Source organism: Sulfurospirillum oryzae (assembly GCF_025770725.1).
Taxonomy (GTDB): Bacteria; Campylobacterota; Campylobacteria; order Campylobacterales; family Sulfurospirillaceae; genus Sulfurospirillum; species Sulfurospirillum oryzae.
In genome coordinates this window covers 430,820-443,769 of the sequence record NZ_JANZKZ010000002.1, presented here as the reverse complement: position 1 = coordinate 443,769, position 12,950 = coordinate 430,820, and the positions used below count along the sequence as shown (strand labels likewise).

The 12,950-nt window shown below is 38.9% G+C and carries 12 protein-coding genes and 1 tRNA gene; 12 read left to right on the top strand and 1 reads right to left on the bottom strand.

The genetic code is table 11. The features are described from left to right. The first annotated feature begins 15 nt into the window (after window positions 1–15). From larC to larB, 3 genes are read left to right on the top strand one after another with little or no spacing between them, the layout of a single operon-like run. Window positions 16–1,275 (top strand): nickel pincer cofactor biosynthesis protein LarC, encoded by a 1,260-nt coding sequence (gene larC, locus N0B29_RS06725; RefSeq protein WP_263832933.1) that lies wholly within the window; start codon window positions 16–18, stop codon window positions 1,273–1,275. Continuing rightward, a complete protein-coding gene (larE, locus tag N0B29_RS06720; protein ID WP_263832932.1) occupies window positions 1,268–2,062 on the top strand; it encodes an ATP-dependent sacrificial sulfur transferase LarE in 795 nt (264 codons plus the stop codon). The genes larC and larE overlap by 8 nt, the downstream gene beginning before the upstream one ends. A gap of 1 nt (window position 2,063) precedes the next feature. Continuing rightward, window positions 2,064–2,810, top strand: coding sequence for a nickel pincer cofactor biosynthesis protein LarB (gene larB, locus N0B29_RS06715; protein WP_263832931.1), 747 nt, complete (start codon window positions 2,064–2,066; stop codon window positions 2,808–2,810). A gap of 60 nt (window positions 2,811–2,870) precedes the next feature. On the opposite strand, the gene N0B29_RS06710 is transcribed toward larB, so the two are convergent. Continuing rightward, window positions 2,871–4,778 (bottom strand): pilus assembly protein PilZ, encoded by a 1,908-nt coding sequence (locus tag N0B29_RS06710; RefSeq protein WP_263832930.1) that lies wholly within the window; start codon window positions 4,776–4,778, stop codon window positions 2,871–2,873. Between the two features lie 102 nt (window positions 4,779–4,880). Between N0B29_RS06710 and murA the strand changes: the two genes are divergently transcribed. The 9 genes from murA to hisS all read left to right on the top strand — a co-directional run bounded on the left by murA (window position 4,881) and on the right by hisS (window position 12,939). After that, window positions 4,881–6,149 carry a UDP-N-acetylglucosamine 1-carboxyvinyltransferase gene (gene murA / locus N0B29_RS06705; protein ID WP_263832929.1) on the top strand — a complete coding sequence of 423 codons (1,269 nt, stop codon included), beginning with the start codon at window positions 4,881–4,883 and terminating at the stop codon, window positions 6,147–6,149. A 3-nt stretch (window positions 6,150–6,152) separates the two neighbouring features. Beyond that, window positions 6,153–7,349: a molybdopterin molybdotransferase MoeA gene (locus tag N0B29_RS06700; protein WP_263832928.1), complete on the top strand. Its 1,197-nt coding sequence runs from the start codon at window positions 6,153–6,155 to the stop codon at window positions 7,347–7,349. 120 nt (window positions 7,350–7,469) lie between these two features. Then, on the top strand, window positions 7,470–9,095 hold the full coding sequence (locus tag N0B29_RS13015; protein WP_318526696.1) for a methyl-accepting chemotaxis protein: 1,626 nt from the start codon (window positions 7,470–7,472) through the stop codon (window positions 9,093–9,095). Between the two features lie 97 nt (window positions 9,096–9,192). After that, window positions 9,193–9,267: transfer RNA gene (locus tag N0B29_RS06690), tRNA-Gly, on the top strand. 155 nt (window positions 9,268–9,422) lie between these two features. Continuing rightward, on the top strand, window positions 9,423–10,160 hold the full coding sequence (gene flgA, locus N0B29_RS06685) for a flagellar basal body P-ring formation chaperone FlgA (protein ID WP_263832927.1): 738 nt from the start codon (window positions 9,423–9,425) through the stop codon (window positions 10,158–10,160). Beyond that, on the top strand, window positions 10,157–10,684 hold the full coding sequence (locus N0B29_RS06680; protein ID WP_263832926.1) for a UbiX family flavin prenyltransferase: 528 nt from the start codon (window positions 10,157–10,159) through the stop codon (window positions 10,682–10,684). The genes flgA and N0B29_RS06680 overlap by 4 nt, the downstream gene beginning before the upstream one ends. Next, window positions 10,681–11,163 (top strand): pantetheine-phosphate adenylyltransferase, encoded by a 483-nt coding sequence (coaD, locus tag N0B29_RS06675; protein WP_263832925.1) that lies wholly within the window; start codon window positions 10,681–10,683, stop codon window positions 11,161–11,163. Before N0B29_RS06680 ends, coaD begins: the two co-directional genes overlap by 4 nt. Further along, complete coding sequence (gene tmk / locus N0B29_RS06670) at window positions 11,154–11,738, top strand: dTMP kinase (RefSeq protein ID WP_263832924.1); 585 nt, start codon at window positions 11,154–11,156, stop codon at window positions 11,736–11,738. The genes coaD and tmk overlap by 10 nt, the downstream gene beginning before the upstream one ends. Next, window positions 11,731–12,939 (top strand): histidine--tRNA ligase, encoded by a 1,209-nt coding sequence (gene hisS / locus N0B29_RS06665; protein ID WP_263832923.1) that lies wholly within the window; start codon window positions 11,731–11,733, stop codon window positions 12,937–12,939. Before tmk ends, hisS begins: the two co-directional genes overlap by 8 nt. Window positions 12,940–12,950: the final 11 nt, after the last annotated feature.

Genomic DNA, 12,950 nt, shown 5'->3' with positions numbered 1-12,950 from the left:
TAAAAAAGAGGCCTTGTGAGAGTTTTATATTATGACTGTTTTAGCGGTATTAGCGGCGATATGCACCTTGGCGCGATGATAGACTTGGGTGTAGATAGTGATTACCTAAAGCAAGAGCTCTCCAAGCTTTCTTTGGACACTGAATTTAGTATTGATATACAAAAAGCCAGTAAAATGGGCATTAGTGGGACAAAAGTTGATGTGAAGCTTACGAAGCAAGTGCATGAGCATCATCATGCGCCTCAAAGTGGCTGGCATGTTCATCCACACTCTCATGCACATGAACACCACCATCATGAACATCGTACGTATGCGACGATTGAAGCGTTGATTTTAAAAAGTGCTTTGAGTGATGCCATTAAAGCGCGAAGCTTGAAAATGTTTTGGTGTGTGGCATTGGCTGAGGGGAAAATACACGGTAAAGAGCCTCAAGATGTAGGCTTTCATGAAGTGGGAGCTGTTGATTCGATTGTCGATATTGTGGGCTCTGCTATCTGTTTAGAGGCTTTAAATGTCCAGAAAATTATCGCTACTAAGATTGAGCTGGGTGGTGGGTTTGTGAACTGCGAACATGGTACATTGCCCGTCCCAGCTCCTGCCACGCTTGAGATCTTAAAAAATGTACCCGTGACATTGGGTCGTGTACCTTCTGAGACCACAACACCAACAGGTGCGGCGATCATTAAAGCCAATGTGGATGAATTTTGTGAGAAGCCATCTTTAATGATTGAGAAGATTGGTTATGGCATTGGGCACAAAGAGTTTACAATTCCAAACGTGTTACGTGTGCTTTTAGGTGAAATCGAAGAAGATATCGTATCGACGATGGATGAAGAGATCGTTTTAGAGACAAACATTGATGATATGAGCCCTGAAATACTCTCTTACGTGCAAGAGAGGTTGTTTTCAATAGGCGTTAAAGATGTCTATACCACAGCCATTACGACGAAGAAAAATCGCTTGGGTGTGAAGCTTAGTGTTTTAGTCAGTGCTGAGAAAGAAGCTGAAGCGATGGAGGTGATCTTTTCAGAAACAACTTCCATAGGGCTTAGACGTCAACGTGTTGAAAAAGTGGCCTTAGATCGTGAGATTATCAGCGTTACAACGCCTTACGGTGATATTCATGTCAAATGCGTTTTTATGAGCGGAAAGATGCTCAAATACAAAGCCGAATACGAAGAGTGTAAACAAGCAGCACTTAAACACCAGCTGCCCATTTTAAGAGTTTACGAGAGTGTTACCGTCGCTATGAAAGAGAGAAAAAGAGATGTATAAAAAATATGAACATTTAAAAGAGATTATTGCTTCCTATGACAGCCTTTTGGTTGCCTTTTCAGGCGGTGTTGATAGTAGTTTTTTACTCAAAACTGCTTACGATGTTTTAGGAAACAAAGCCATTGGGATTACTGCTTCTACGCCGTATATTGCAGATTGGGAGATCACTGATGCTGTGCGTATCGCCAAAGAGATTGGTGTACATCATGAAGTGGTGAAAAAGCCGTGGATAGAAGCGGTTAAGAGCAATCCTGACAATCGTTGTTACATATGCAAACATGCTCTCTTCTCTTCGCTTCTTGATTTTGCACAGCAAAAAGGTTTTAGTGCAGTTGCTGAAGGGAGTAATGTGGATGACACGAAAGAAGTTCGTCCAGGGCGTGTTGCTCTTGGCGAACTGGGCATCAAAACACCTTTGTTAGATGCAGGACTGACCAAAAGTGAAATTCGTGCTCTTTCAAAAGAATTTGGTCTAAGTACATGGGATAAGCCCTCCTACGCATGTTTGCTCACCCGTTTCCCTTACAATCAAACCATCAATGACGTAGCTCTCACTTGTGTTGGCAATGCTGAGGGGTACATGATAACCCAAGGATATGGACATATTCGTGTGCGCTATGTTGATGGGTTGGTACGTATAGAGATGCCAGAGAGCGAGATGATTCGATTTATTAATGATGCTCGTATGAGAGAAATGAGAGATCATCTCAAGTCATTAGGTTTTGTGTATGTAACGCTTGATTTAGAAGGTTACCGTCAAGGTTCTGTCGCAGAAAAGAGCCTGTAATATGTGTGGACAAGGAATCGAGAAACTTTTAGAAGCGGTTAAAAAGGGTGATGTCAGCATTGCCGATGCGATGCAAAAAATAAAAGGACAACCTTTTGAAGAGTTGGACTTTGCCAAAATAGATCATCATCGAGGTGTTCGTTTGGGTTATCCAGAAGTCATCTATGGAGAAAGTAAAACGCCTGAGCAGATTGCTCAAATTACCCAAAAACTTCTTGATAAAGAAAACAACATTCTCATCACTCGCGCGAATGAAAAAGCATACAAAGCTGTCCGAGAAATTGCCCCTGAGGCAAAATACAATGTGCTAGGTCGTACCATTACCATCGAGCGCGAGATTACAACACCACCAGATAGTTACATTGCCATTATTGCGGCTGGAACATCCGATCTTTACGTGGTGGAAGAAGCATACGAGACGGCTCGTATTTTAGGCAATCATGTTAAAAAAGTGGTCGATGTAGGTGTTGCGGGAATTCACCGTCTTTTTGCACACTTAGATGTCATCCAAAATGCCAAAGTGGTCATTGTCATCGCTGGTATGGAAGGAGCACTTGCAAGCGTCATTGGCGGATTGGTCGACAAGCCCGTCATCGCTGTACCCACAAGTGTTGGATACGGTGCAAGTTTTGGAGGCGTTGCTGCCCTACTTTCCATGCTCAACAGCTGTGCAAGTGGTGTGAGTGTTGTCAACATTGACAATGGTTTTGGCGCGGCGTATAACGCGAGTATTATTAACCATCTTTGACGATTTGTAGCTTTACATGTAAGTTTTTTTTTAATCCAAAAAATCTTTACATGTAAAGATTTAGTTATACGCTTTGGTTGCCCTTCGTATCTCAGTAATTAGCTCTTTTTGACGGTTGTACATGTACCGTAGCAAGTAATCATCGTAAGGTTTTGGAAGGTTTCCTAACATCACGACAATTTTTGTAAAATCATCCCTTTGTGCGATGTAGGTTACAGTTGCTTCAATATCCATAATCACGTAGCCATTTTCGCCCTCTTCGTTTGGCAGTGAAAAATTGAGCCGTACTTTTTGGTTCAGCATCTCTTCTTCTCGAAATGATTTACCTACTTTCATAGCAATGGAATTGACTGAAATATCGAGAATATCGCCTTGTGCGGAAGAGCGATGGGCGTATTTTATGAGGACAGGTGTTCGTACACTGGTCTGCACACGTGTATGTTGTCTATTGTTTGCACTTGAGGGCATAAACTTGAGATTTTTGATGATAACCAGAGAGCGTTTAATATCTACCAACGAGACCTCTGCTTTAATGTCTTTTGAGAAATTAGGAGCTTGTAAAACCGTCTCTCCTTCTAATTGCATTGCGTAGCCTTGAAGGTTTTCACAGCTCATTTGATAGCTATCTTCTGTCATTTTCAAAATAAATGAATTGGTATTGATGCAAAGACCTTTATAGATATTGAGTAGTTTAATAGGGATTTTATTGTTGACGCAATTATGCATCAAATAAGCAATTTGCTCTTGCTCTTCAATGACGTTATCCAAATACTCTAATTCAAAATACTTAATTTTTTCGATGTCATGCGGGAGTAAATTTTTGGTATTAATTTTTTCAATATAGTCGATAACAACATTGAGATCATCGGATTCGACGTGAAAGGCTGAGGTGAGAATGATGGGTGTTATTTTTTCATTGGCGGTTGCATGTATAAGCTCTTGTTGGATATGTCTCGTTTGATCGCATGCGTGCTCAAAGGTATCTTTTTCGCCCATAATGATGTATAAATTTGGGCTCCACTGAATGATCTCTTGTCCCTCTTCCTTAAGCTGAAAGAGTTTGAGCATCAAGTTTTTAAAGGCATCATAAAGTGTTGTGCTGGTAAATGTTTTGTTGAGTTTATCTAGGTTTGAGATATTAATAAAAATAAGTGAGATAGGCGACTTTGTAACACTTTGTTGTGCAAGGCGGTCTTTGAGTATATCCACGAAATCAAAACGATTGAGAATGGAAGGAGTATTATGGTGCTTAGGTTCACTTTCTCCGTCATAATTGATCAATGTGACGATTTTTTCACTACTTTGAGGAAATGATTTGATGACGCACAGATAAACGTTAGGCTCTCCATCAGAAGTTTCAATGACGATGCTTCCTTGTGCATCTCCATTTTCTTTGAGTGCTTCACATAACTCTTCGTCACGATTTATTTGTGCTTGAAGTGCTGTTAAATCGTTGGTTTCATAAAGCATTTTTGCTTTGGCATTGGCATAGGTAAGCGTTTCTCCTTGAAAGACAAGGAAAGGGAAAAAGTGTTCTATCTTTTTTTCAAGTTCAATTTTTTGGAACGTATAGAGTTTATCATCAAGTTTGTTGGCATTTTTGGTAAAAATGGAAAACAGTAAACTCTCTTCATTCTTTAAAGGCAGTACATCGGTGATACCGAAGTGCAGAGCAAACTTCAGTAAAAGCCTGTTTTCGACATCATCTGCAAAAAGGTAAGAGACAATGGGTTTATGTTTGGCAAAAAGGCTTACGAGCACTTTGAGTTTTTCTTTGGTGCTTTCGCCTATTTCGATCAATAAAATATCAGCAGGTGGAATAATCTTAATATCTTTTTGCAGATCAAAGGATTGAAATTTCGGATGTTCATTTTTTGCACGATTGAAAATAAAGAGTTTTTCTTCATCAAAATAGAGATGAGCAATCGAAAGATAGCGCGTTTCATGCAAAAATTGTTCTAAAAGCATTCAAATTCCTCACAATCTTAGTAATTCAAATTCTACCAAAATTCATAGAAATTTTAATCATTTTTTAACTACAATAACTTATCTTTTAAAAGGAAACGACGAATGATGTATTATTTAGCGATCAAAGGGAAACAAAAACTTAGCGGATCGGTCTCTATTTCTGGAGCCAAAAATGCCGCACTTCCTCTTTTAGCGTTAACGCTTCTCTCAAAACGAAAAATTACTATTTCTAATATGCCTCAAGTTGCTGATGTAAAAACATTGTTGCAACTGCTTTCAAATTTGGGCGCAACCTTTACATGTAAAGAAAAAAATGTTGTTGAAGTTGACTCTACAACGGTTAATTCTGCTTGTGCAAATTATGACATTGTTCGAAAAATGCGTGCATCTATCTTAACACTTGGACCATTGCTCGCACGTTTTGGACATTGTGAAGTCTCTTTGCCTGGTGGGTGTGCGATTGGACAGCGTCCGATTGATTTGCACTTAAAAGCGTTAGAGCAAATGGGTGCTGTCATCGAGATCAAACAAGGTTATGTTTTAGCCAAAGCACCTAAAGGACTCAAAGGTGCAACCATTATTTTTGATAAAGTAACGGTGACAGGTAGTGAGAATATCATCATGGCGGCGGCTCTAGCACATGGTGTTACAACGCTTGTCAATGTTGCAAAAGAGCCTGAAGTGGTACAAGTGTGTGAAGTCTTAGCGGAAGCTGGGGTTAGCATTGAAGGGATTGGAACATCCAAACTCGTTATCAAAGGAAGTGGCGGAACGCTGTTAGATATTCCAGATTTTAGCGTGATTCCAGATCGTATTGAAGCGGGTACATACTTGTGTGCTGGTGCGATTACCAAGTCAAAAATTACATTAAAAAATGTCAATCCACGCCATCTTGATGCTGTTATTTTAAAATTAGAGCAGATGGGTTTTAAAATTGACGAAAAAGACGATACTCTAACCATTCATCCCGCAGAAAAAATCCTTCCTTCTGATATCGAAACAACCGAATACCCAGGCTTCCCAACCGACCTTCAAGCTCAGTTTATGGCGCTCTGCACACAAGCTAAGGGGACAAGCATTATCGATGAGCGTTTGTTTGAAAACCGCTTTATGCACGTGAGTGAACTCTCTCGTATGGGTGCAAACATAAAACTTAAAGGTCATAGTGCAACGGTTGAGGGTAAAATGAAGCTCAATGCCGCTGATGTTATGGCTACCGATCTTAGAGCCAGTTCAGCGCTTATTTTAGCGGCTCTTGTGGCAGATGGAACCACTAAAATTCACAGAATCTATCATCTTGATCGAGGTTATGAAGATTTGGAAGGTAAATTTTCAAAACTCGGCGCTCATATTGAAAGACTAGAGGAATAGAAAATGAACAAAAATTACTCCGTTGGTTTTGATGAAGCAATCAATTTGGGTTTTTCGCTTGTTACGACAAAGCCACACTTAGAATGGGTAAGTCTTTTTGATGCTCTTGGGCGTACCCTTGCTTGCGAGATTACATGTAAGAAAAACCTCCCTTCTTACAATAACGCTGCATTGGATGGTTTTGCTTTTAAATACCAAGAAGATTTAAGTGAACTTCATATTAAAACAACGATTCTTGCAGGCATGGTTGTTGAGCCAAGTTTAGGCGAAAATGAGTGCTATAAAATTATGACAGGAGCAAAAATTCCTGACGATGCCGATACGATTGTTCCTTTTGAAGATTGTTCTTCGTACGATGAAACGCAAGTGGTCCTTTCTTCTTTTATGAAAAAGGGCAATGCCGTGCGTCTAAAAGGTGAAGAGGAGCGTGTTGGTTCTCTTTTATTGGAAAAAGGAATATGCCTTAGTTCTCGTGAAATCGCCCTTCTTGCCTCACAAGGTATCAGTATGGTGCAAGTCTATAAAAAGCTTCACATCGCTGTTTTTTCAACAGGTGATGAGCTTAAATCGCCCTGGGAACTTGCGAGTGAAGATGAGATATATGACATTAATGCCCTTGCTTTAATTTCTTTGCTAGCCGAACATGGTTTTGAAGCACACTATTGTGGTGTTATCCCTGATAATTTAGGTGCTGCGATTGTCTATTTTGAACGCATGAAGCAGTATGATGTGTTACTTACCAGTGGTGGTGTTAGCATGGGCGAGGCAGATTTTGTTGAACGTGCATTACTTGCCAATGGCTTTGTAGCCTCATATCATGGCATCAATATAAAGCCAGGAAAACCGACAATGATGGGTAAAATGGGTGAGACGATTGTAGCTTCAATGCCTGGCAATCCACTCGCAGCGTATACCAATACCTTTTTATTTTTAATTCCTTTACTTAAAAAGCTACAAGGTCAAATTAAATTTAACTTTGAAGAAATAAATGCTCAAAATAGTGAACATTTTACGGTTAAATCAGGTCGTGTCAACCTTGTCTTAGGTCATTTCTCAGAAGGCACATTTCATGTTTTTGATAAAAATAAATATGGCTCAGGTATGGTAAAACCTCTTATAAATAGTAATGCATTATGGGTAAGTGACGAAATAAGTACCCATGTAGAAGCAGGTGAAGAGATTAAAATTTTATTACTATAATATTTATTTTTAACATTCACATCTCTTTTTTAAAAAATAGTTTAAAAAACTTGACCTTTTCATTCCTTTTTGGATAACATTGTGTCAGAAAATGACAAAGTGAAAAGACAAGGGAATGGAATGTTTAACGAAATAAAGATCTCGACGAAATTGCTTTTTATATCGATTGTGACAGTTCTTGGTTTAGTAATTCTATGTTATGTGAGTATTAACTCTAGTATTATTGGTAAAAACTCTTTAGAGACCATTTATGAAAAAAATGTTGTCCCTGATAGTGAAATTACAGCAGCTCGTGATAAATTTGAGCTGATTTTAAACGACCTTATTCACGTTACCAGTGAATTTCTTCCTACCGGTCAAGCAAAAGATCGTCTTCCACTGATTGAAAAACAGATGAAAGAATTTTTTGATAAAGCACTGAAAAGTGACTTTTACGCTGAACCAACGCTCAAACAAAACCTCAATGAAGCGTATGAGCGTTATAGCCAAAAGATAGCACCAAAATACGAACGCATTTATGCACTTTATGTAAAAGATAACCGCGAAGATATTGGTGATATGGCGGTTGAAATTGAATCAGACTGCAAATACATCTCAAAGCGTTTTGATAATATCTCAAAGTTTACCAATCAGAGAGTCAAAGACATCAGCGTTGAAATCAGTGCCAAACTCGATAAAAACCTTTATCTCGTTATTGGTATTTCTTTATTGATTTTAGCGATTACTTCCAGCCTTCTACTTGCCATTAGTCGTTATATTGTCAGACGCATTGATCGCATCGGTGTTCACTTATCTGAGATTACGCAAGATTTAGCTCTCAATCGCCCTCTTGTTGTTGTCAATCATGATGAAATAGGACATATCAGTGAAAATCTCAATATCTTACTTGCTACATTGCAACAAGCCTTGATTAAGGCTAAAGTGACGATGATATCAAACTCTGAAATCAACAAAAGTATGCAAAGCTTTTCGCATAAAATAACCAGCATTGCAGAAGATCAGGATGGTATTGTCGATAACGTCAAAAAACTGACTTCTAAAATCAATCGAGAATTACAAGAATCACGCGATATTTCTGAAACATCTGCTACGTACATGAAAGAAGATTATGTGATGCTTGATCAAATGATCGATACACTCGATCAAATTGTTGATAGCATCAATCGCGTGAGTCAAGATGAACAGCATATCTCTTCGCAGATGCATGATCTCGCAGAACAAACAACTCAGATACGCTCAGTTCTTGAAATGATTAAAGATATTGCCGATCAAACAAATCTTTTAGCGCTTAATGCTGCCATAGAAGCAGCACGTGCAGGTGAACATGGACGCGGTTTTGCTGTGGTTGCCGATGAAGTACGAAAACTAGCGGAACGTACACAAAAATCACTCTCAGAGATTGATGTTACGATCAGCGTTGTGGTTCAAAGTGTTTCAAGTGCGAGTGAAAATATCAAAGAAAACAGCCAAAAAGTCGTTGATCTGAACGAGAATGCTATTAAAATATCGTCGATGGCAAATGAAACCAAAGAAAAAACAGCGAAAAGCTTAGAAATTACCAATGTCGCCTATGAAAAAGCGTTGAGTATCTCCAAAGAGATTGATCTTTTAACACAAGGTGTTGAGGAAGCCACAGGGCTTGCCCATGAAAACAAAAAGATTGCCGATAATCTAATGAATGTCTCAACCAATCTTAATGCATCAACGGCTGAATTAGAGAAAGAAATCACTATTTTTAAAGTTTAAAAAATCAATCTAAGCCCTTTAAAATCTATTTGTGCTACAATTGTAATCCAAATAGATTGACATAAAGGGTTTTTTTTGGTAGAATTCCGTCCGTTTTGCGGGAATAGCTCAGTGGTAGAGCACAACCTTGCCAAGGTTGGGGTCGCGAGTTCGAACCTCGTTTCCCGCTCCATTTTATTTTTACTTCTTTTTTTATCTTCCCTTTTTTCATCAGAACCAATCTATATTGACAAAACATACTGTGTTGAACAAGATGCGATCAAAGCTTCATTTTTTGGCTACCAAGGCAAAGATGACTCTGTACTTGTCCAAATTCCTAAAGATCGTATGCAGTATTCTATCAATTCCAATGTACTTATTTCTGCTTTATCTGATCGTAATATGAATGTTATTGACAGTAGCGATGGTATTGTCATTTTCAAACAAAATTGTACGCTTATGGGCAAATCAGATGCCATTGAAAATGCTTTTTTGAAGAAATTTCAAGAGGTTTCCCCATTTGTTTTGATCGAAGAGAAACCTCGTATTTCTGCAAAATCTTCTCTCCCTGTTGATTTTAAACGGTATCAATTAGTGGGGATACACATTCCCGATACCATGTTGAAAAAAAGTAATGGGACGTTTGTGGCTATTTTCAAAGTAGGCGATAAAGAGCGAAAACTTTATTTTTCGTATGAGATGAATGCCAAGGTTATGGTGTTTAAAGCAAAACGTAATTTGCTTAACGGTAAAATCCTTACAAACGATGACTACGAGAGCTTTTTGGTGAGTTTAGAAGCTCTTCCAATAAGAGCTGTTATCAATGAAATTCCTCAAAATGCCACGACGAAAACGGTCATAAAAGAGGGACAGATTTTAACGGATTATCATTTTGATGTAAAGAAAACGCTGAGTAAAAAAGAGAGTGTAAAAGCCCTACTCAAAGAAGAAGGATTGGTCATAGAAGTTCAAGCAACACTCTTAGAGGATGGCGATATTGGTGATGTTGTTAAAATAAAAACAGATCAAGGCAAAACATTGAATGCAAAAATCGTATCAGCTCATGAAGTGATTATACTCGAATGAAGCGCATTATTGTAGGCATTAGCGGTGCCAGTGGTGTTGAACTTGGGCTCTCTTTTATTAAAGCACTTCCTGCTGAAATTGAAAAATATATTATTATCTCCGATCATGCAAAAGTTGTTTTTGCCAAAGAAAGCAATACATTTTTACTTGACGATGAAAACATTGGAGCCGTAACGGCTTCGGGCTCTTTTAAATGTGATGCTATGGCAATTATTCCATGCAGTATGAATACGTTGGCTAAAATTACGCATGGAATCGCAGACAATCTTTTAACACGAACTGCAAGTGTCATGATCAAAGAAAAACGCCCTCTTCTATTGGCTCCTCGTGAGATGCCTTTTTCGGCAATTGCTTTAGAGAATATGCTTAAACTCTCTATGCTTGGCATACATATTGCACCTCCTATTTTGGGATACTATGCCAAAGCCTCAAATCTTGAAGAGATGGAAAATTTCTTGATTGGTAAATGGTTTGATCTTCTAGGCATTGAGCACAATCTATTTCAACGTTGGGAGGGAGCATGAGAGTCGCTATTTATCCAGGGACATTTGATCCTATTACCAATGGTCACATGGATGTTATAAAACGGGCTAAAAAACTTTTTGATAAAGTGCTTATTGCTGTAGCCATTTCAGAAGAAAAACGTCCCATGTTTGACATAGAAACGCGTGTTGAAATGGTGCAAGCAGCGATTCAACATTTGGATGGCGTTGAAGTAGAACCATTTGATAATCTTTTGGTGAATTTTTCGAAAGAAAAAGATATTCGTGTGATGATACGTGGACTTAGAGCGGTCAGCGACTTTGAGTTTGAACTTCAAATGGGGTATGCCAATGCTTCACTTTGGAGCGAAATCGAGACAGTTTATTTGATGCCCAGTTTGAAAAATGCCTTTATTAGCTCATCTGTTGTGCGATCCATTGCCAAACATGGTGGTGATGTTTCACATTTAGTCCCACCAACGGTTTTACCTTATTTACAAAGTAGATTTACATGTATGTGATTTTTGAAGGAATTGATACCACAGGCAAAAGTACACAAGTCGCACTTTTTGCCAAACGTCATAAAAATGTTCTAGCAACGAAAGAGCCTGGTGGTACGCCAACAGGATTAAAACTTCGCGAAATGTTGTTAGGTGGTGCGTTAAAGGGCTCTTTCAATGCAGAGCTTTTTCTTTTTTTAGCCGATCGCGCTTTGCATTACGACAGCGTTGTGAAGCCCGCTCGTCATGAGCGTTTGGTCATTAGCGATCGCGGTTTTTTATCGGGCATTGCGTATGCGTGTGCTAATCATAACGATGTCGATGGTGAATTTTTACTCCAAATGAACCGTTTAGCACTTGAGGAGAATTATCCTGAAAAAATGGTGCTTTTTCTCACGAATGAAACGCTGATGAGATCAAGACTGGGTAGCAAAGAACATGATGCCATTGAAGAGCGCGGTGTAAGCTATTTGTTACAGATTCAAGATATAATGCGTCGCGTTGTAAAAACCTTGCCAATTAAGGTTTTAGAAGTGGATGCTTCCTTGGAAATTGAAGCAATTTATCAACAGATTGAGGAATTTTTAAATGATTAATGCGTTACGTGGAATGAAAGATACGCTATCTCCGCAAAGTGAAGTCTATCAGCATATTATTGAGACGTGCACACGTATTGCACAGAATTATGGGTTTTCGTTTATTGAAACACCTATTTTAGAAGAGACAGCCTTGTTTAAACGCAGTGTGGGTGAAAGTAGTGACATTGTAGGCAAAGAGATGTATCAGTTTGTCGACAAGGGTGAGAACGATGTCTGTTTGCGTCCAGAGGGAACAGCAGGTGTTGTAAGAGCTTTTATTCAACAAAAGTTTGATAAAGCCGGCGGTAATAGACGCTTTTTTTATCATGGACCAATGTTCCGTTATGAAAGACCTCAAAAAGGCCGCTTACGTCAATTTCACCAATTTGGTGCTGAGAGTTTTGGCGAAAGCGATGTCAGAGAAGATGCAACGATTATTTTGATGCTTAGAGCCATATTTGAAGCTTTAGGCATTGGGTTTAGCTTAGAGATTAATTCACTGGGCTGTCCTTCATGTATGCCACAATACCGAGCTACTCTTGTGAAGTTTCTTGAAACGTGTGAAGGATTGTGCGAGGACTGTGAAAGAAGAAAGCTGACTAACCCTATTCGCGTGCTTGATTGTAAGAACGAGCAGTGTAAAACATTGCTCTCAAAGGCTCCATTGATTGTGGATCATTTATGCGTTACATGTAAAGAAGATTTTGCCATACTCAAAGGTATTTTAGACCAGTTTGATGTCTCCTACGTGGTCAATCCAAAATTGGTTCGCGGACTTGATTATTACTCCAAAACAGCTTTTGAATTTGTAAGCTCCGAAATCGGTGCACAAAGCGCTATTGCTGGCGGGGGACGCTATGATCGCTTGGTTGAGTTTTTGGATGGAAAATCAACACCTGCGGTTGGTTTTGCAATGGGTATTGAGCGTTTGATGGAACTCGTGAAAATGCCTGAATTGGAACGCGAAGGGTATTATATTGGTGCCTTGTGTAATGAAGCGTTAGATGTTGTTTTTGAACTGGTCGATCGTAAACGAAAAACAGCCAAAGTTTTAACCGATTACGATGCAAAATCACTCAAAAATCATCTTAAAATAGCTGACAAAAACAATGTGAAATTTTGTGTATGTATCGGTGAAGACGAGCTTGAAAAGCAGACTGTTTGGATCAAAGATCTTGTGAGTAAAGAAGAAAAAATTATTAATATTGCGCATTTTTAAGGAGCAAAACA

Excerpts from the sequence above, each read along its gene's own strand:
- coaD (WP_263832925.1), top strand. The coding sequence starts at position 10,681 with ATGAGAGTCGCTATTTATCCAGGGACATTTGATCCTATTACCAATGGT.
- N0B29_RS06680 (WP_263832926.1), top strand. The coding sequence starts at position 10,157 with ATGAAGCGCATTATTGTAGGCATTAGCGGTGCCAGTGGTGTTGAACTT.
- flgA (WP_263832927.1), top strand. The coding sequence starts at position 9,423 with ATGCAGTATTCTATCAATTCCAATGTACTTATTTCTGCTTTATCTGAT.
- larB (WP_263832931.1), top strand. The coding sequence starts at position 2,064 with ATGTGTGGACAAGGAATCGAGAAACTTTTAGAAGCGGTTAAAAAGGGT.
- tmk (WP_263832924.1), top strand. The coding sequence starts at position 11,154 with ATGTATGTGATTTTTGAAGGAATTGATACCACAGGCAAAAGTACACAA.
- hisS (WP_263832923.1), top strand. The coding sequence starts at position 11,731 with ATGATTAATGCGTTACGTGGAATGAAAGATACGCTATCTCCGCAAAGT.
- larE (WP_263832932.1), top strand. The coding sequence starts at position 1,268 with ATGTATAAAAAATATGAACATTTAAAAGAGATTATTGCTTCCTATGAC.
- N0B29_RS06710 (WP_263832930.1), bottom strand. The coding sequence starts at position 4,778 with ATGCTTTTAGAACAATTTTTGCATGAAACGCGCTATCTTTCGATTGCT.
- murA (WP_263832929.1), top strand. The coding sequence starts at position 4,881 with ATGATGTATTATTTAGCGATCAAAGGGAAACAAAAACTTAGCGGATCG.
- N0B29_RS06700 (WP_263832928.1), top strand. The coding sequence starts at position 6,153 with ATGAACAAAAATTACTCCGTTGGTTTTGATGAAGCAATCAATTTGGGT.
- N0B29_RS13015 (WP_318526696.1), top strand. The coding sequence starts at position 7,470 with ATGTTTAACGAAATAAAGATCTCGACGAAATTGCTTTTTATATCGATT.